Origin of the sequence: Peribacillus sp. TH27 (assembly GCF_016650915.1) — a bacterium.
GTDB lineage: Bacteria > Bacillota > Bacilli > Bacillales > DSM-1321 > Peribacillus > Peribacillus butanolivorans.
In genome coordinates, this window is sequence record NZ_JAEKEV010000002.1 from 3,395,214 (window position 1) to 3,415,696 (window position 20,483).

At 38.6% G+C, this 20,483-nt stretch carries 9 protein-coding genes; 6 read left to right on the forward strand and 3 right to left on the reverse strand.

Features of this window, described 5'->3' with window-relative positions:
• Nucleotides 1-552: 552 nt before the first annotated feature.
• Together JFU24_RS30380 and JFU24_RS17745 are read right to left on the reverse strand one after the other, a co-directional pair.
• The gene (locus JFU24_RS30380) at nt 553-3,525 is read right to left on the reverse strand and encodes a DEAD/DEAH box helicase (protein WP_242485355.1); all 2,973 of its coding nucleotides are present in this window, start codon (nt 3,523-3,525) and stop codon (nt 553-555) included.
• Complete coding sequence (locus JFU24_RS17745) at nt 3,518-5,143, reverse strand: hypothetical protein (protein ID WP_056524292.1); 1,626 nt, start codon at nt 5,141-5,143, stop codon at nt 3,518-3,520. The genes JFU24_RS30380 and JFU24_RS17745 overlap by 8 nt, the downstream gene beginning before the upstream one ends.
• Nucleotides 5,144-5,275: 132 nt before the next feature.
• Here JFU24_RS17745 and JFU24_RS17750 point away from each other — a divergent pair, with 132 nt between their 5' ends.
• A complete protein-coding gene (locus JFU24_RS17750; protein ID WP_201250242.1) occupies nt 5,276-5,824 on the forward strand; it encodes an REP-associated tyrosine transposase in 549 nt (182 codons plus the stop codon).
• A gap of 235 nt (nt 5,825-6,059) precedes the next feature.
• Here JFU24_RS17750 and JFU24_RS17755 read toward each other — a convergent pair whose 3' ends face one another.
• Nucleotides 6,060-6,953, reverse strand: coding sequence for a helix-turn-helix domain-containing protein (locus JFU24_RS17755; RefSeq protein ID WP_053348525.1), 894 nt, complete (start codon nt 6,951-6,953; stop codon nt 6,060-6,062).
• Nucleotides 6,954-7,495: 542 nt separating this feature from the next.
• On the opposite strand from JFU24_RS17755, the gene JFU24_RS17760 reads away from it, so the two are divergent.
• The 5 genes from JFU24_RS17760 (at nt 7,496) to JFU24_RS17780 (ending at nt 20,399) form a co-directional block, all read left to right on the forward strand.
• On the forward strand, nt 7,496-7,813 hold the full coding sequence (locus tag JFU24_RS17760; RefSeq protein ID WP_053348526.1) for a hypothetical protein: 318 nt from the start codon (nt 7,496-7,498) through the stop codon (nt 7,811-7,813).
• 641 nt (nt 7,814-8,454) lie between these two features.
• On the forward strand, nt 8,455-9,897 hold the full coding sequence (locus tag JFU24_RS17765) for a hypothetical protein (RefSeq protein WP_201250243.1): 1,443 nt from the start codon (nt 8,455-8,457) through the stop codon (nt 9,895-9,897).
• Between the two features lie 156 nt (nt 9,898-10,053).
• Nucleotides 10,054-12,060, forward strand: a complete 2,007-nt coding sequence (locus JFU24_RS17770; RefSeq protein ID WP_201222618.1) for a penicillin-binding transpeptidase domain-containing protein — start codon at nt 10,054-10,056, stop codon at nt 12,058-12,060.
• 426 nt (nt 12,061-12,486) lie between these two features.
• Nucleotides 12,487-15,783: a 5'-nucleotidase C-terminal domain-containing protein gene (locus JFU24_RS17775; protein ID WP_201250244.1), complete on the forward strand. Its 3,297-nt coding sequence runs from the start codon at nt 12,487-12,489 to the stop codon at nt 15,781-15,783.
• Between the two features lie 77 nt (nt 15,784-15,860).
• Nucleotides 15,861-20,399: an endonuclease gene (locus tag JFU24_RS17780; protein WP_201250245.1), complete on the forward strand. Its 4,539-nt coding sequence runs from the start codon at nt 15,861-15,863 to the stop codon at nt 20,397-20,399.
• Nucleotides 20,400-20,483: the final 84 nt, after the last annotated feature.

The following is a 20,483-nucleotide window of genomic DNA, read 5'->3' on the forward strand; positions in this document are numbered from 1 at the left end:
GCAATTTTCCCTTTCTTATTGCAGTTAAAACTATGCAAATTCATGTATTAGCCTTACAGGATAGTTTTGATCTGTTTTCATTATCTCCCTTTCCATTTCTGGTGATAACTCAAACCCTTTCTTTTTAAATGATATTCTTCTCCACTAGTGCCTCTGTGTTGTGAAAGAGAATTGTAAAAAAACCAATTAGCGTTCAAGCCAATCGAAGTACCAGGATTTATAAAGAGTCATGTCATCTATCATAGATCCAGATGGGTATCTCCCGTGTTGCAATCATTCCTTACGCTATTAGAAGAAAGGTTCTTTGATGAATGAACAGGGTCAAAGCAAGGATTGCTTTAAATAAACTGGATCGGAGAAGGTTATAGACTAGTTTGCTAGCTATGAAAGGTTTTTAAGAGTTAAAAATTGCAGTATTAATCGGCGCTTTTTGAATAAAAAAGGAGAATACATATCGAATATGTATTCTCCCTTTTTTTATGTCTTAATAAGCTAACACCCTGCCCTCATTCATCTTCGTATCGTGAGAGGTTTTTTTTGAGTGTGAGTACATTATTGAAGTGCAACTAAGTCCTTTATTTCCTCTGTGGAAAGTTCAGTGATCCAGTTGTCACTACTGATAATTTCGTCGTTTAGTGCTTGCTTTTTATCAAGCATCTGGTCGATTTTTTCTTCCAGTGTCCCTGTGCATATTAACTTATGAACATGAACGAACCGCTGTTGTCCAATTCGATAGGCACGGTCTGTAGCTTGATTTTCAACAGCTGGATTCCACCAGCGATCATAGTGAATGACGTGGTTTGCTTCTGTTAAATTAAGTCCTGTGCCACCTGCTTTTAACGATAGAATGAAGATTGGAAAATCTCCATCTTGGAATCGAGTAATCATATCATCACGTTGCTTTTTGTTCGCACTCCCATTCAGGAAGGGAACTTCAAAGCCATACCGTTTTTCTAACAATTCCTTCATCATGTTGCCCATCCCAATATATTGAGTGAAAATGAGGCAGCTTTCATCTTGTTCGCGGACAGCGTCGACAAGCTCAGTCAGTTTCTCAAGTTTGCCAGAGCGGTTAGGTGCCTTCAGGATGTTTTCTTTTTCCGTCTCTTTTAAATAAAGAGCAGGGTGATTGCAAAGTTGCTTTAGTTTATTAAGCATTTGCAGTATGATGCCTTTTCGTTCAAAGGCCGACAGCTGTTCGATATCAGTAAAGGTATCCTTGATTAGCTGTTCATACAGTGATGCTTGCTCGGTGGTAAGCGGAACGAATTCCTTTTGCTCTTGCTTATCCGGAAGATTCAGAGCGACTTCTTTATCACGTTTTGTCCGGCGGAGCAAGAATGGTTGAATCAAGCGCTGTAATTCCTTGATTTTACCCTTCTGTTCTTCACGTTCGATGGTCGCCACATATTTTTCCTGGAATTGACCAAGCGTTCCAAGATACCCTTTGTTAATAAAGTCAAAGATTGCCCATAATTCGCTTAAACGGTTTTCCATTGGCGTACCCGTTAAGGCGATATGATGACTGCCATTAAGCTTGCGAACCGCCTTGGATTGCTTCGTTTGGGCATTCTTGATATTCTGTGCTTCATCAAGGATGACACTGCTCCAATGGATGGAAGACAGTTCAGCCACATCTTGGTGGGTCAGGCCATATGAAGTTAAAACGATATCATGGCCAGCTGCTTTTTTAGCAAAGGCTTCACCTTTAGCTCGATTAGATCCGTAATGAAGATGAACCTTAAGTGTGGGCGCGAATTTTTCTAATTCTTTTTGCCAGTTGCCAAGAACGGATGTCGGACAGACGATAAGGGCTGATTGAACTGAAACAAGTTCTGGAATGGAGGTAATTATTTCTACCTCATCGCTGCTCTCCGTGTTACTTTCTTCGTCGACAATGATCGGTTCACTCTTTTGTTCGTCCTTCGAGGCAATAGGGAGCTCCTTAAGGGCTCCTTCAGTGTCCTTCACATGAAGTAGGTAGGCAATCATCTGAACGGTTTTCCCGAGCCCCATATCGTCTGCAAGACAAGCTCCAAAACCATGCTCTCTTAAAAAAAGCAGCCAGCTCATGCCGAGTTTTTGATAGGGACGCAAATCGCCTTGAAGTGTCTTAGGAATGGGCAGGATGGAAATGTTTTTTGTTTCCTGCAGTCTTCCCACCATTTTACGAAGCTCTTGATTCAATTCAAATTGAATTCGGAGCATTTCGTCGTTTTCTGAATCATCATCGGCATCCTCTTCTGTGCTGTTCAATAACTCTTGCTGCAGCAAATCCGACAATTGAATTCCTTTTTCATTGGCTGTTTCCATCAGTTCCTGAATTTGCTTAATGAAAGCTGGGTCGAGTTTAACCCATTGGCCGCGAATATAAACGAGTCTGCGTTTTTCATTGACGAGCTCCTCGAACTCCGCCTCAGTGAGCTCTTTACCATTCAGGGAGAACCGCCAATCAAAGTCCATTAATGCTTTAAGGCCGACGTAAGAGGGGCCCCGATTCGATTGGCTTTTTACTTTCGCTTTCACCTTGAGAGTGGACTCTTTCAGGGCTAGCCACCAGGATGGAAGAAGAATTTCAACACCAAGAAACAGTAATTTTTCGCTAGCATCGGTCAAAAACTCCCATGCGTCGGTTTCCGAAAGCTCTCTTTTTAGACGCCCATTCTCTCCAAGCCAGGGCACGACGAGTTGCCAGCGTTTAGTAGCACGCACCACATCGCTTGCGTACTTATTCCAGCCACGTGGAAGTTTTTTTCCTGTATATGTTTCGATGATATTCTCATCTCTTTTGGAACGAAGGGTGACATCGAGTATCCAAGGTCCATCACCATCCGGGGGCTCAGTTAACCGAAGGCCTATAGTGAATGGTTTAGGATCATGCTGGGCGCCGAGCCACTCCTGCCAGCTGTCTTTGTCGAAAAAGGCCTGCAATTCTTCAGGAGAAAGTCGTGAATCCTTTAATGCTCCGACAGCTTCGCTCCATTTATGCTGCATCGGTGAGTAGTTTTTTAAATACATATTCGCGGCACCATTATACCACTTCTCGATAAAAGTTCGATTGGTTTCCATTTCATGTGTAGGAAGGTCCAAGGAGATTTCTTCTTCCCAAAAGGAAGGAACAAATTCCTCCTCTACTTCTTCCGGCAGCTTCCAGCCGATTGAATCCAACTGTAAATTAGTGAAATCCGGTACGGGAATCCCTGCTTCAATGGATTCATGGAGAACAGGTGCTGCAGACAGGCAAAGAGAGGAAATCTCGGACCATTCCCATTCAATGAAGGAGTTAAAGCTTTCCTTCGCAAAAAAATTGAGCAGACCCCAAGCGTCAAGAATGAAAACTGGATTTCCTTCTATCGTATCGGTCGTCATTTTAGTACCGTAAAAGCTGGCGTCATCCCAATTAAATAACAGTCTGCGAATATAATTCGTGTTGAGAAAGCTATTCTCTTCATTGACGACACCAAGGACGTAGGTTCCGTTTTCGAGAGCCGCTATTTTGATTTTTAATTTTCCTGGATTAAACATCGATTAGCTTACCCCTTTTTAGTTCTTCTTGGAAAGCGCGTAGCCGTTTCGTTGAATCGGCTACATATAGAATATAGCGTTCGAATACGTCTTCTTTTTTACTCTTTTTATAGATAGTGCGCATCTTTTTTAAATAGCGAACAGCTTGCTTATAGGCAGGACGGTTTTTCAAGGACACTTTTTCCTGAACCGCATGGTAATAGAGGGGCAGGATTAGTTCAGGTTCCTTAGAGACCACTTCTTTAATGGATTCACTGCTGATTAAATCAATGCTGATATCTGAGTAAATATGCATTTCCACCCATTTTTTATATTGTCCTTGTTCAAAAAGGAAATTTGCGTAGTTCCAATAGCTGTGTGGAAGGGTAGCTCGGTAAAATTTTTCAAGCAAATCGGTCCGCTTTAACTTATAGCAGCAGCTGCTAATCAAAGTCGTAAAGGTCCGAACGAAATCCACCCGCTGATAATAATCAGACAGATCCTCCAAAAACTCCTGTACATGAGCGATGATGAACTCAATGAAAGGAATGGCCCGTGAACGGTTGTCTGATTCAGACAGGAGAGTCAGCCAATAAAAGATATACGGACAGGCTTCCTTCTTCAATTCATGGAGAAGTTCGATCGCCTGATGATCCTGATTCTCTAACAGGGATAGGTGAATCGCTGCTAGAGAATAGGAGGTACGCTCAGTCGTACCTAAATACTGTTCTGGAAGTTCTCTCTTGACCCGTTCAAGTTCCTCTTTACGCCATGAGGACGTGGTGAACAAAAAGCTCCAAATCTCCCGATAGAGATCAATCTTTTCATATTCTAGGCCTTCCCCGCCATTCAGTAGCTTCGCTACATCTTCTTTGATGCTGAAAACGAAAGGATCAAAGGCGAAGGGACGTGCCTGTCGACTAAGCGGCTGTACCGTTTCATGCAGCTCTTCTGCAAGATCGACGGCCAGTGCATAAAAGACACGGATCGTTTGCGTCTGACTTTTATGTAACTGAATCATTCTCAGTGTCAGCTGCATTGTGCAAAATTGTGTAACAAAATGATAAAGTAGCTTCCATTCCCGTTCCATGGGGGCCTTGGAACTGAGACGTTTAAAGTAGGTCTGTATATGGTTTTCAATCACATAAGTTGGTGCGCCTAAATGAGGCTCTACTTGTTCCGTGAAGGTAACGTTCACGAATTGCTTCCATGATGGATAGCTTTTATCTAAGATAATGGATTTCTCCTCTACTTGTTTAAGTAATTCACTTGCCCGCTTTACTTGCTGTAAAGCTTGGGCGGGTGTGGTATTCTTTGGTGCGTTCCATTCGCTTAGCCAATCGGAAACACTAGCGTATTCCGAATACGCAGAAAAGAAAACTGCCATTTGATGCCGGCAAATAAACCTGGAATCACATGTACAGCTTCCATCCTGAGGGAAGAGAAGATTCAACCTTGCCTTATAGCGAGTGACATCCTGCACCTCAGCAGTAATTGTATCCACCGCTTCCTCTTTAAGATCAACAAGCCCCTGACGGTATAATTGAAGCCCTTGATTTACCACATCCGAATCATCCGAATTCCCGGCATCCAAAAATCCTGCCAGTCGCTCCCCAACAAACAACAACTCCCGCTCCATACTCTCCTCCTTTAGGGGTCAGACCCCATTTCCCGAAATTATATTTTTGTATTATCATTGATCTATCAGTACTTTAACAACACCGGATAGGGGTCAGACCCTATTTCCCGGAATAGGAAAGGATGATGTTTTATGCCTCGAAAACCGAGGATATGGTACCCTGGTGCGATGTACCATATTACAAGCCGTGGCAATCGCCACAGTAACATTTTTTTAGACGACAAGGACCGACTTCGTTATCTGCATCATTTAGAGGAAACGAAAGAAAAATATTTCTTCGAGCTTCATAGCTATTGCCTCATGACCAATCATGTTCATCTTCTCCTCGAAACGATGCAGCACCCCATCAGCGATATTATGCATAAGCTGAACTCCCGCTATGCTATCTCCTTCAATAGGCGTCATGACCACGATGGACACCTTTTCCAAGGCCGTTATCATTCCGTCTTAATCGAATCAATCGAACAATTCACTGCTACAAGCCGTTATATTCATTTAAACCCTGTAAAAGCCAATATCGTCAAAAACCCCGCTGAATATAAGTGGAGCAGCTATAAAGCCTTCCAAATAGGGAAACCAAACATGCACGTCAACCCCACACAAATCCTTCATTACTTTCAAACCCCACAAAATTACGAAGAATACGTAATGAGGGGGTCAGACCCTATTTCCCATCTGTAAAAAAGACCAGAAAACCTTTGAAAGTATAGGGTTTTCGAGCAATCGGATAGGGGTCAGACCCCATTTCCCGAGTGGTTTTTTGAAGCATCTCTTTATTATACTTCATTTTGGCTTGGAATTTGAAATGGAGGAATACAGGTTTTGGAATATGGACATGAGAGCTTGTGTATTTGCTTTGTGAATTCGTAAATGTGAAGAGCCATTCCCGTGTGGGGAATGGCCTTTTAATATAGTTTTAGTTTATTTTCATTTCATTCTTCCAACTATCCAGTCTTTTGTTGATAAACGTAGCAAATGTATGATTCTTTTGTAACGTGAAGAGAAATGCAGACTTTTCTAGATATTCTTTTGCTTCTTTATAGTTACCTACCAGTTCAAGGTTGTAGCCTAAATGGTAGTGTAAATCGGCTAAAGCATATAATTGATCATGTTCCAAGCACCATTTTATCGCATCGCGGCAGCATGTAATAGACTCTTCATATCGGACTAATCGTGTTAACACTCTACCAAAATTATAGGATAAACGTGTCTTTAGCGTCTTATCTGTTAGGATAGGAAGGGCTTTCAAATGATCAAGTGCCTTCTGAAGCAATGCAAACGCATTTTCGTATTGTTCTTCGGCAACGTACATCACTCCGAGACTACTTAAAATTTCGAGCTCTCGTTCCGAATAAATTTTATCCGTAGTATGAGTAATAGCAATGGCTTGTTTAATAAATTCAATAGCTTTATCTAGATCTTTATTTTTTTCGTATTCATAGATGCCTTTGTGCCAAAGAATCAGCTGATGATTCTTTTTGTTCTGAAGAAATAGTGGACTGTTTTCCTCAGTCTTCACAATTTGTTGCATTTCCTCATAATTTCGGGTTCTTCTGGCTATTTTTAGTTGATGGATCACTTCTTCTACGTAATCCAGTCTAGGGGTCATGCCAATATCAAAAAAATAATTCACATCCACTCCTAAGCGTTGAGAAATTAGATAGAGAGTGGACGCGTAGGGATAGACATCACCTTTTTCAATCTTGCTAATCTGTGCTTGTGTACAAATACCGGATGCTAACTCTTCCTGTGAAAGTCCGATTTGTTTGCGTAGTTCTTTTATTTTTTGTCCAACTGCAAAAAAATCCATTTTGATTCTCCTTAAAATATGCCTAGAGTTATATTTTGTTATGAAAAATCGGTAAAAGCTGTATGTACCTGTCCTTAACGGTTTAAATAGATTCTGTAGTCGATATATATGATTTTAAGAAGTGTGGTTAAATATAACTATAGAATTAATTTCTATTTTAACCAATATTTTTTTGTAAAAAAGGAGGATTGACCTATGAAAAAAAGTACTAAAGCATTAGTCGTATCTTTTCTTATCATCGCTGCTTTTGTAATTGTTCCAAACGAATTACCAGGCCTATACGCAGAACTTCCAGGCTTATATAAATAAGAATTGAACTTTAATTTTGCTCTTTCTAGCATCTTCATTCGAAGATGTTTTTTTTTGTTCTTTTGGAGATTATTCTTTTGCGCATATTCCTTTAGTTATAATTATCTACGAATTGGGAATAAAAGGTCCAATTGGTACGGGTAGAAGAAACGTAAGCGTAGTTTGGAACGCCTATTTCCTTTTATTAATTTTGTTATAGTATAAATAACAAAACGGAGAGAGGTGTAAGGTTAATGATTGATATTAATATGAAAGTTCAACCCTCTTTTTACGATGAAGAATGTGCCATTGTGTTTTCTTTTTATTTTGATAAGGCAACCAAAAAGATCGGTGAAGCTGTGGTATACACATGCAAAAAATCAAACGAAAAAGGATACAACCAAGATAATATAGATACAGATATACAGGAAAAAATCGCTTATATTAAAGAATTTTCTATAGTAGATGAATATCAGGCAACATCTATGAAGAAAATTCAACATTTTTTGGACGTAATCGGTATCAAAAAGTGCGTAAGGCACAACCATCTGGGAAATGAAATTGCATTTTAAACAGTAAAAACTCATGGCATTTGTGTGTCATGAGTTTTTACTGTTTAATTGAGATTTTTGAGCTTTCATTTTCACTTTTTTCATGAAGTCACTCATTCGTTTTCTATCACTTGGCTTTGAGGTATTTTTTTCAAATAATTTGAATTGATGTTTGTTGTTATTGGATTTCATGATGCCGCTCCTTTTCTGGGTTTTTACCCTTTTTCATTTCATCTAAAACGTGAATTTAACGGATAAGTAGGACCGTATATAAAAGATAGGGTCGGGAAAACTTAAATATTCCTATAGTTATATTTTTGTCTGAAAATCTCAGTATAATAGAATTTATTACCATCTAATAGGCTGTAATGCTTAAATAAGGTGTATTTTCGTGTTTTATTCTACTGAAAATAAATGCTAAAATGTTCCGAATATCGGATTTTCATTAGAAACATCAGTTTCTAGTACCCTAAAGTGAGGAGAGTTGAAAGACTCTCTTCGATGGCCCCCAGGCTCAGGATTGGGGGATCTTTTTTTTTGTTGGCGGATACTTTGTCCACTTTATTTTTACAATATGTTTCGTTTTGTTTTTGTATGCCTGGGTAGATATAAGAAACAAGATGATTTAAACCTGGGCCATCCCGGTTTAAGCGGAGGAATAGATGATGGATGTGATAAATAATAAAAATGATCTTACGAAGCGTTCCTTTCAGCAGTTCATCTTTCCATTCACACTTGGGGGAAATAAGATTGAAACTTTTGTGAAAAATTTGCTAGAGGACAATTTCGTATTTTTGAACTTGAAAGATATGAATCAGCAAGGTGGATTTTACGGAGACCACAAAGTTTTACACCGTAAATTAGAAAAATACTTTATGCCGTACATTGAGCCGATTTTGTTTCCAAGCAGTTCAAAGCAGAAGGAAGGATTGCGACGTTTTACAAAAAAACTGGATGTTGGGTGCACCTTCGAATCACCGTATTTAAATACCCCTTTTATTATTAACTCAATTGATATCTTTATATGCCCATTTCATATTGGCATGATGAATCTCCGTGTTACGTTGCCAGAGGGGCTTTCATACAATGATGTGCTCTATTTTGGCGACACGTTCCGAATCCTCGAGCCAATTGCCGATGACGAAGAGAAAACGAAAATCGGCTGTAGTAAAAATGAATATAAACAGGTGAAGGATTTTATCTTTAAAGAGTTACTTCCACCGCTGGAAGAGTATATGGACGAAGAACAAGCCGATCCGTCTTATTTCGGAAGCTTACCTTTTTTTATCGATGAAAGAATGTATGTAATTAGCTATATTGCACTCCCAGAGTATCGTAATATTTCTAAAAATGATTTGTACCGTGCCAGTGATCTGAATGGGTATGATAGTGATGGTGAACCCTATATCGGTGCAACAAATCCAGATTACATCGAACGGTATTATCAGGAAAGGGTGTATGACAGGTGGGCGAAGGAAACCTATTATGTAACAAGCGTGTATCATTTTGCCTGTGTCACGAAAGCGACAGGCAAGATGGAACAGCAACTTGCGAGCGAAATGTACGGTCAGCACTTTTATGCGGTGTTGCTTTACTTCTATTATAAAATAGTCCTTCTGAAATTGGCTCATGAACACTCCCGAATTGATGTGGAAAAAGACCAAACAAGTACAGAACAGCTAATCTTCATGATCACTGAGTTTTCCGCAAAATACTTATTTACCGAAGTCAACAGTACGGCCACTGGGAAAGAGCTATTTAAAATGACGGATGAAACCTTTAGGATTGCCCCGCTTTATAAAGAAGTAAAAGAAACACTTTCCTACCTCTATCAGAATCAGGATAAACTAGCTGGGAAAAGCAGTAATTATCTCTTGCAAATCCTCACGATTTACACCGTTATCTCCGGAATTTTCGGGATGAATCTATATATTGAAGATTGGAAAGGGAAATTAACATGGAAAGAGTATATGAATTACACCATATATGAATGGGTGGCCGTCTTTGTAACGACAACTGGTCTTGTTATTTCCAGTTTATTGGGCTTTTTCTTCCTGAAAAAATGGCTGCAAGAGAAAAGGAGTCGAAAAAAGAAAATGCTTTAATTTGTAGGAGTCCTGTACTTAGGTACAGGACTTTTGCTTTAGCATAAACACGGGAAATTAGTAAAATGAAGAAATTAGTCATACAAATTCCCCCATTTCTCTAATATTTTGATAAACTATATGTATACCATTCTAACTATTCAATAGGAGGAAATCATGAAGAAACTAGCATTAGTTTCCAGCTTTTTGTTGATGAGCGTATTGTTTTTGGCAGGCTGCTCGGATGAGCCTAGTCCAGAAGAGCGCTTTTCGGCTTACACGAAGCTTTGGAATAAACAGGATTATACGAAGATGTATGAGTATCTGTCATCTGATACAAAGGAAAAAGTCAGTGCAGATGAATTTGCGAAGCGCTATGAAAAAATCTATAAGGGCATTGAGGTCGACCAATTAAAAGTGGACTATAAAAAGCCAAAAGAAGAAAAAAATCATAAAGATGCAAAAAAAGTAAATCTTGCCTATACAGTTGATATGGAAACAATGGCGGGAGCGATTAGCTCTGATCATAAGGCAACCCTTGTCAAAGAAGAGGGAGATAAGGAAGAAAATTGGTACGTCAAGTGGGATGAAAGCTATATCTTCCCTGAATTAGAAGCTAATGAAAAAATTTCAGTTGAATCGTACCCTGCAATACGCGGGGAAATTGTTGATCGAAATGAACGTGGTCTTGCAATGAATGGTAACGTTGCAGAAATAGGAATCGTACCAGAGAAAATGGCCAATGAAACTGAGACTGTTAAGAAGGTTGCTGGAATTCTCAACATGTCTACGGATGAAGTGAATCAGAAATTGAACCAATCATGGGTGCAGCCTAGCTATTTTGTGCCTATCAAGAAAATGTCATCCGATAACACCGCAACCTTGGAAAAACTGTTAAGCATTGCTGGGGTCTCGGTCAATAATACAGAGGATCGTATATATCCCTATAAAGATGCTACTGCCCACCTAATCGGATATGTCGGTGAGGCGTCAGCGGAAGACCTGGAAAGATTGAAAGGCAAGGGCTATACCGCAAGTGACGTTATCGGCAAGCGTGGTCTCGAGGAAATTTTAGAAGAACGTCTGAAAGGAAAGCCAGGCGGTAAAATCTATATTAAGACAGAAAATGGCGAAGAAAAAGTCATAGCTGAAAAGCCAGCTGAAGAAGGAGAAACAATTACATTAACCATTGACGCTGAGCTTCAAAAGGATATCTTTAAGCAATACGAAAAAGAAGCAGGGTCAGCTACAGCACTTGACCCAAAGACCGGCGAAACACTGGCGCTTGTCTCAAGCCCGTCATTTGATCCAAACAAATATATATTCGGAATAACAAAAGCCGAACAAAAAGCGCTTGAAGAAGATCCGGATAAGCCGCTTCTGAATCGATTCAGTTCAACCTTTGCACCTGGTTCAACTATTAAGGCAATAACTGCGGCGATAGCTTTGAAAAATGGTGTGGATCCGAATGAGTCAATCAATATCCAAGGGAAAACGTGGGCCAAGTCGACTTGGAAAGACCATTCCATCACAAGAGTCGCTGATCCCGGTGTAGCAATCGATATGGAAAAAGCGTTAATTTATTCAGATAATATTTATTTTGCCCAAAAAGCACTTGGCCTAGGTAAGGACAAATTCACAAGTGGACTCAAAGCATTTGGCTTTGATGATGCATTGGACTACGACTACCCGATCAAAGCATCGAGCATTGGTAAAGTCGACAGTGAAGGGCGCCTGGCAGATGCTGGATATGGTCAAGCGCAAGTTCAAATGAGTACGCTTCATTTGGCTATGACGTACTCAGCATTCTTAAATGAAGGAAACATCCTTAAGCCTTCGTTAATAACAGGCAATAAAACTGAAAAGAAAATATGGAAAGAAAAAGTCATATCAGCTGATCAAGCGAATCAGATCACTAAGATGTTGACACAAGTAGTGGAACATCCTAAGGGAAGCGGTCATGGCATAAATGATCTTGGCATCAAAATCGCAGCCAAAACGGGAACCGCTGAAATAAAGGCTTCCAAAAACTCCAACGGAACAGAAAACGGCTGGTTCGTCGCTATGGACACGGAAGATCCAGAACTTCTTATGGCATGGATGATTGAAGATGTAAAAGGACGCGGCGGGAGTCATTTAGCTGTCGATCAAATGAAACCGATCTTGAAGAAATATTTGAAATGAATAAGGAAAGGCACCTACTGGTAGTAGGTGCCTTTTTTATGTATCTATATTCCTATTACAAATTGATAACATATAAAAACAAAACTCTTTTAAATATTAGTTAATGAAATAATAATTCATCACAAATTATAGTTGATTAATAGAGAGATAATTGGAAGTAATAACAAAAACTTTAACTTAAAATTATTATAAAAGAGGTAGAAATTTCAAAATAATTGTATTATTGTAGATTTACAAGGATAAATTGGTAAAAAATATTGTGTTTATATAGTTTTATAGAACTAGTTTTTAACATTTGTACTTAAAATAGGAGTTGAGAAGGGGTTAATTAGTGCTGAATTGTTTGTTTCGTAAGTCGTTGTTATTTTTTACTCTATTAGTACCTAGAGCACTATTTTAGATATTTGAAGGGAGAACACTTTCTATATGAATAAGAAGAAAGCAATTAAACTAGCAACGGCAACTGCAATTGCCGCATCAGCATTCACTGCTGTTGCACCAATACAATCAGAGGCGTCTACTAGCATTGCCACTCAAGTTAAAAATGCAAAAGCAGCAATGAAAAAACCATTTAGCACTTACTTCGACGCTAAAAAATTAGCAAACGTGACAACTGTTGAAAAACAAATTAAATCTGCTAAAAAAGAATACACGAATGTGAAGAATTCAATAAAAAATTCAAGCAATAGCAAAGCTAAGAAAGATGCTTATTACAAAGAACTTAAAGGTTACGAAAAATATATCACACGTGCTGAAGGCTATGTAAAAGGCTACAAAGCAGCTGAAAAAGCTAAAAAAACGCTTAAAAGTGATCTTACTAAACTAAACGCTGCTGCGATTGCTCAAAAGCCAACAGATGTAAAGAATAAATACAATGCTCTTGATGCTTCTGTTAAAAAAACAGACAAAAATATTAAAGACACTGTATACGGTGCGAAAATTGAAAAACTTCTTTACGCTCAATTCACAGCAGCTACTAAAACTGCTTTGCAAGGAGAAATCAAAGCTTACTATTACTATGAAAAAGCAGAGTACTGGCTGAATAAAGGAGATACAAAAACAGCAGCGGATAGAATTAAAACTGCTTCGAAAATTAAAGTAGATACTAAAAAAGACTTAGGCAAAGCAATTAAAGTCTATGCAAAAAAAGTTCAAACTAAATATGATCAAGCAACTGACAAAGAAGCACCAAAATTCACTTACAAAGGTGAAGTTAAATTCGAAGTAGAAATTGGAGAAAATTTCAAGCTTCCTAAAGTAACAGCAGAAGACAAGCTTAATAAAGTGTACGTAACATACAAAATTAAAGGGCCAAAAGGAGCGACTAAAATTGATACTAATGTTGCCGGAGTATACAAAGTAACTTACACAGCAACTGACGCTAAAGGTAACAAAGCAAAAGACTTAGTAATTACAGTTGTAGTTAAAGAAGCTACTGTTAAAGTTGAGAAAGTGAGTGCGATCACCTCTAAAACCTTAGAAGTTAAATTCAACAATGCTGTTGATGATACAAAAGCATTATTTGAGTTGAAAAAGGACGGACGTAAAGTTAACTATTCAAAAGTATCTTTCAGCGAAGACAAGAAAACAGCAACAATCGAACTTACATCTAAAATTACAAAAGGTGAATACGTTGTTAACGTATCTGGTTTAGTTCAAGGCAAAGTAGTTTCTGGTTCGGTTAAAACAGAAGATGAAAAAGTAAAAGGTATCGAAATTCTTTCTGAGAAAGCTCCAATTGTAGGTGGGCAAGTTAGCGTTGGATATAAGGTTGTTAACCAATATGGTGAAGATGTAACAAAGCTTGAGACTGTTGAAGTAAGTGTTAAAGGAGCAAAAGAAGTTTCAAACACTGATGGTCAACTCGTATTAACAAAAGTTGATGGAGCGAATGACCTGAAAGCAGGAGACCAAATAGACGTAACATTAATTCACAAAGCTACTAAAACTTCGGCAACCAAAACAATTACTGTTACTAATGAGAACTTTGAATTAACAGTCATGCATACAAATGATACGCATGCACATTTGGATAATATCGCTAGGCGCATTACAGCTATTAAAGAAGTAAGAAAGGAAAACAAAAACTCTTTGCTTTTAGATGCAGGAGATGTCTTTTCTGGAACACTATATTTCAACCAATATACTGGGCAAGCTGATCTTGAGTTCATGAATTTAATTGGATATGATGCAATGACTTTTGGGAACCATGAATTTGATCTTGGTACAGAAAAGTTGGCTGATTTTGTTAAAAATGCAAAATTTCCATTTGTAAGTGCAAATGTTAACTTTTTAAATGATACGTATCTCAAATCTTACTTTAAGGGAGAAAGCACACAAACAGCAAAAAGCGGTGAAATATACAGCAGTATCGTGAAGAGTATTGATGGGGAAAAGGTTGGGATTTTCGGTCTTACAACTGCTGAAACAAAAGATATCTCAAGCCCGGGAGCGGGGGTTGAGTTTGAAGAATATCTTGCAAAATCCCAGCAAACCGTTAATAGCTTAGAAGAACAAGGCGTTAATAAAGTCATTGCACTTACCCATCTTGGCTTTAATGATGGCGGTGGAGATAACGATTTGACTCTAGCAGAAAAAGTAAAAGGAATTGATGTAATTGTCGGCGGACATTCCCATGATAAATTAGAAAAACCAACTGTTGTTAATACAGAAGCAGGAGCAGAGCCTACTGTCATTGTTCAGGCTAATGAATATAGCAATTATCTAGGGCAATTGGATGTAGAGTTCGATAAAGATGGAAAGGTTATTGCTAATGATGGTAAGTTAATAGATTTAAATAAACAAAATGCAGATAAATCCTATGTTATTAAAGATGATGAGGAAGCCTTAAATATCCTTAATACTAAATACAAGCCAGCGGTCGACGATATGCAGAAATTTGTAGTGGGCATTGCTGATGTAGACTTAATTGGTGGAAATCCGGCAGCACGTACAGGGGAAACGAATCTGGGTGACTTTATTGCAGACGGAATGCTTGCAAAAGCACAACAATACAAACCAGGTACAGTTATTGCCCTTCAAAATGGAGGCGGAGTTCGTACAACAATTAAGGCTGGAAACATTACATTAGCAAACATTTTTGAGATTCTTCCTTTTGGTAACTCATTGGGAGTAATGGATTTAAAAGGTTCAGAGATTAAATCTGCCCTTGAATTAAGCGTGAAGGATGCTCCTGCTGCATTTGGCGGTTTTCTGCAGGTTTCCGGACTAAGGTTCACATATGACCACACAAAAGCCACCGGATCTCGCGTGCAAAATGTGGAAGTTTATAAAGATGGAATGTTTGAAGAATTAAAAGATGATGAAAATTATCAGGTTGCTACAAATATTTTCACTGCTAAAGGCGGTGATGGTTACACAATGTTTGCAAAAGCATACAGCGAAGGACGTGTAAGTGAGCTAGGCTTTGTTGATTGGGAAGTATTGCAAGATTATATCAAAGTACAGAAAGACCAAAAAATTGCCCCAGCTCTTGAAGGACGTATCATCGATGAAGCTAAAACAGAAGTGAAAGCAAGTGAGTTCAATGGTACAGCAGAGGACCCTAAAACTCATAAAGGCAGTATAGTAGTCGATATAACAGGAGTATCTAGTCTCGAAAATGCTATAATCACAGGAAATCTTCACTTGAAGGGCACTGACGCTGATAAGGTAGTTCTTAAAAATGTAACTGTTCTTGGTAACACATATTTCATAGACTAATAGTTTTATGGAAGGCCTTCTAGCGGTTTTGCTGGAGGCTTTCCTTTGCTAAATATATTAATTATGGAGAGTGTTCAATGAAAAGAAATAATTGGAAAATAAAGATAAACCTTATTCTAATTTTCACATTGATATTAAGCTTTTTTGCACCAATGAATTCTATCGTTACGAAAGCTGCAGAGCCAATTACTGTTGCAGAGGCGATTGCTAATAACTCGGGAACTGCTACTGTGCAGGGATATATCGTGGGGTATACAACAGGAACAAACAAATATACTAAAGACCCGGCAAAATTTGCAGGAGATACAAATCTAGCGATTGCCGATTCTCCTGACGAAACAGACCCAAGTAAAATAATACCGGTAGAATTGAAAAATAGCGGTACTTATCGGGCTACTTACGGACTAAAGACAAATCCGGGTAATTTGGGTAAGAAGGTGCTTTTCACCGGAACTCTCACAGCCTATTTCTCAGTACCGGGCCTAAAAGATTTATCTGCGGCGAACTTCATAGAAGAAACTTCTCCTAATAAAGCAGAAGCTGTCAAAGCCAGTGTAGCTGCTGGCGGGGTGATAGCTGGAACAAAAGTATCGCTCTCCTCAGGTACTGAAAATGCAACCATTTATTATACAATTGATGGTTCAACTCCTACGAGTTCAAGCACTCAATATACAGAATCGATAACTATTACAAAAGACATGACAATTAAAGCAATTGCTTTAGCATCAGGTTTGGATAATAGCGATATAGCATCGTTTGAATATAAAATTATATCACTTAAATCAATAGCCGAAGTAAGAAAAATGACCATTGGCAGTTCAGCCCTTACTTCTGGAGTCGTTACGGCAGTTTTTACATCAGGCACGAATAATACAGTCTATATCCAGGATGACACAGCAGGGATTGTTATTTATGGTTCAGACCTAGCTGTTGAGGCAGGAGATAAAATCAGCGCAAAAGGAACGCTAGCTGATTATAATACACTCTTAGAGTTAAATGTTCAAAAAGCAGATGTAACTATTCTTAAAAAAGAAAGTATTCCTGTTGCAGAAAAATTGACTGCTGCTCAATTTGAAGAGAGCAAGGAAGCTAAGCTTGTAACGGTGAAAGATGTAACAGTTGAGTCTGTTTCAAACGGAACCTTTATTGGAAAAGATGGGGAGGGAGAGTCCCTTACATTACGCCCTCAAGATGCAACGCTTCTTTCAGCCGGTACAACATATGATTCAATTACAGGTGTATTGGGATCATATAAAGGCGTATATCAATTAATTCCAAGAAGTACACTTGATATTATCCAAGATGCAAATAAAGTACAAACTGTAGTTGCAACACCTGGTACAGGATTTATTAAAGCAGGTGAAACTGTCACACTGACCTCAGGAACAGCTGATGCAACAATCTATTATACAACAGACGGACAGGAGCCTACGAAAAGCAGCGCTGTCTATACCAAACCAATTACAATCAATGAAGCTACGACATTAAAAACTTTTGCGGTAAAAAGTGGCTTAACGGATGGTAACATTTCGACTTTTACTTACACTATTTCAAAAGGTGATGTCCGAATTCATGATATTCAAGGAGCTGGACATACTTCTCCATATTTAAATCAAAATGTAACAGATATAGAGGGTATTGTCGTATCCACGATTGATAATAATAATTTCTTTATTCAGGATCAAAAGCCTGATAATGATATAGACACTTCAGAGGGAATTCTTGTTTACAAAAGTGCTAATGGCGTTAAGATTGGCGATGTGGTCAAAGTAAGCGGAACGGTAAAAGAGTTTGTGATGGAGGGATATTCCGAAAAAGCAACAACGGATCTTCCTGTAACAGAAATTAGTGCATCCGCTATTACGGTTGAAAAAAATGGACAGGCTTTACCTGACCCAATTGTAATTGGCAAAGACCGTACCCCGCCAACAGGGAAGATTGATAGTGATGGATTGACTGTTTTTAATCCAGCAGTTGACGGGATTGATTTTTACGAAAGTTTAGAGGGAATGCTTGTTCAGCTTGATAGTCCGAAGGTTGTGGCACCACAGGAGTATGGGGAAGTTGTTGTTATTCCTAAGAACATGGAAACTTCTACTTCTGCTGGTGGAGTCAAGTTTACAGAAACAGATACCCACCCAGAAAGAATTCATCTGAAATTTGATAACGATAAATATGTAGCGAAAACGGGTGATAGTTTTAATGGAAGTATTACGGGTGTTGTAAGCTACGGTTATAGTAACTTTAAAGTGTTGACAAGTAAGGATAAGCTACCTGAACTACAAGATGGGGGAACGAAGCGTGAAGTTACTTCTATTGAACCGGATGCGAAGAAGCTGACAGTTGCCTCTTATAATGTGGAGAATTTCTCAACTAAAACTGACAATGAAAAACTAACGAAATTAGCTAAAGCCATTGTACAGAACCTGAAGACGCCAGATATTATCGGTTTAACAGAAATGCAGGATAATGATGGTGAGGCTGATAGTGGTACTACAGATGCGACTGAAAGCTTTAAAAAGCTGGTTGCCAAGATTCAAGCAGAAGGTGGACCAGAGTATCTATTTACTGATATAGCTCCAGAAGATAAGCAAGATGGTGGAGCACCAGGTGGGAATATCCGAGTAGGTTTCTTATATAAAAAAGGTACTGTTTCGCTTACTGAAGGAACAAAGGGAAAAGCTACAGAGTCTGTCGGCTTTAACGATGGCAAGCTTACATTAAACCCAGGCCGAATCGATCCGACAAATGCAGCATTTGCTTCAAGCAGGAAGCCGTTAGCAGCCCAATTTGAATTCAACGGTGAAAGTGTTATTGTGGTTGCCAATCACTTTAATTCGAAGGGTGGAGATCAGCCTCTATTTGGGAAAAATCAGCCGCCAGAATTAAAAAGTGAAGTTCAACGTCTTAAGATTGCAAGTATTGTTAACAGCTTTGTTAAGGATATTAAATCAAAAGATGCTAATGCAAATGTTGTTTTACTAGGAGATTTCAATGACTTTGAATTTTCTAAGACACTAACTGCATTAAAAGGCAGTGAATTAACAAACATGGTGGAGAAGGTTCCTTTTGAAGAAAGATATTCTTATACGTACCAAGGCAATTCTCAAGTTCTGGATCATATTCTTGTTTCTAATAATATTGCAGCAGAAACTAAGGTGAATATCGTCCATATTAATTCATCCTTTACAGAAGCTGATGGCCGCGCGAGTGACCATGATCCAGTCCTGATTCAAACAGAATTAAAACCAACACAAACACCACAGCCACAAAAAGTATATGACTTGGTTGGATTCACAACAAAAAAATTGGTTGTTGAAACACCTAATTCATTGGTCAAACTTGATGCGACTTCGAATATCAAAGAAGGAATCTGGCTGAAGACAGATACGACCCTATCTGGTGAAGGTCTGAAGAAAACGAAAATCATAATCAGTCCAGTAAAAAAGGAAACTGTCATTGATTTCTCAGGTGCCGAAGTCAAGGAAGTGTTGATTGATAACAGTAATGTAAAAGAAATCAGGGGAGCAGAAAATGTTCAAAAATGGATTTTTAAAGAAGGTATAGATGTTTCTGGTATAAAATTCTATAATGCAAAAGGAGAAGCGATCGCTTCTCCTTTTATTCCAAAAGAAAATCGTCCTCCAGTAATAATAAAGACTATCGATAATCTCTCCGTGAAAGTTGGAGAAGATGTAAGTTTAAACTTAAACAATCATTTTTCAGATCCAGATAGCGATGCTCTTTCTTATTCCACAACAATTGGTACGGTCTCAGGGTCCATACTAACAATTCCAACTAGTAAAAAAGGTTCCTATATTGTTGCTGTCACTGCAAGAGACAAGTGGGAATCGAAAACAATTGCTACTTTCTCAGTAAACGTTACTGCCGACGATCAGCTTGAACCCTATTATCAAAAAGCTGAAGGTAAGACCGGGTCTGAATTAAAGACGTCATTGCATACTATTATTAAGTCACAAACGAAATTGACATACGCAAAGGTTTGGGATGCACTCAAAGATACAGACGAAGATCCTAAAAATCCAAACAATGTCATTTTACTTTACTCTGGTAAGTCTGTGGCAAAGTCGAATAATGGTGGAGGCAACGGTCAATGGAATCGTGAGCATGTCTGGGCAAAATCCCATGGTGACTTTGGTACCAGTGTAGGACCAGGAACAGATATTCATCATTTACGCCCCGAGGATGTTACCGTAAATAGTGTTAGGGGACATCTTGATTTTGATAATGGCGGCAAAAAATATAGTGGATGTGAATGTTATTATGATACTGACTCTTGGGAACCACCTAACAGTGTTAAAGGTGATGTTGCGAGAATGATATTCTATATGGCTGTCCGCTATGAAGGAGATAACGGAGAAATTGATTTAGAGCTGTCAGATACAGTTAATACCTATCCCAAAGCATTGCATGGAAAATTTTCCACTCTATTAGAGTGGAATGAATTAGACCCAGTTGATGATTTTGAACGCCGTCGAAACGATGTGATATATGAAAGGTGGCAGCATAATCGCAATCCTTTTGTTGACCACTCTGAGTGGGCAAACGAAATCTGGAAAGCTGAGAAAATACAAGATATTAAAAAAGCAAGCTGATATATTTTTGCACAGCTCATCGTCAATACGGTGAGGTTTTTTTATACGTATGAGCTCAGCGATATTAAATTTTTTTCTCGTTAA

What these genes read in the sequence shown, in the direction of transcription:
- JFU24_RS30380 (WP_242485355.1), bottom strand. Translation starts at nt 3,525, where the DNA reads ATGTTTAATCCAGGAAAATTAAAAATCAAAATAGCGGCTCTCGAAAAC.
- JFU24_RS17745 (WP_056524292.1), bottom strand. Translation starts at nt 5,143, where the DNA reads ATGGAGCGGGAGTTGTTGTTTGTTGGGGAGCGACTGGCAGGATTTTTG.
- JFU24_RS17750 (WP_201250242.1), top strand. Translation starts at nt 5,276, where the DNA reads ATGCCTCGAAAACCGAGGATATGGTACCCTGGTGCGATGTACCATATT.
- JFU24_RS17755 (WP_053348525.1), bottom strand. Translation starts at nt 6,953, where the DNA reads ATGGATTTTTTTGCAGTTGGACAAAAAATAAAAGAACTACGCAAACAA.
- JFU24_RS17760 (WP_053348526.1), top strand. Translation starts at nt 7,496, where the DNA reads ATGATTGATATTAATATGAAAGTTCAACCCTCTTTTTACGATGAAGAA.
- JFU24_RS17765 (WP_201250243.1), top strand. Translation starts at nt 8,455, where the DNA reads ATGATGGATGTGATAAATAATAAAAATGATCTTACGAAGCGTTCCTTT.
- JFU24_RS17770 (WP_201222618.1), top strand. Translation starts at nt 10,054, where the DNA reads ATGAAGAAACTAGCATTAGTTTCCAGCTTTTTGTTGATGAGCGTATTG.
- JFU24_RS17775 (WP_201250244.1), top strand. Translation starts at nt 12,487, where the DNA reads ATGAATAAGAAGAAAGCAATTAAACTAGCAACGGCAACTGCAATTGCC.
- JFU24_RS17780 (WP_201250245.1), top strand. Translation starts at nt 15,861, where the DNA reads ATGAAAAGAAATAATTGGAAAATAAAGATAAACCTTATTCTAATTTTC.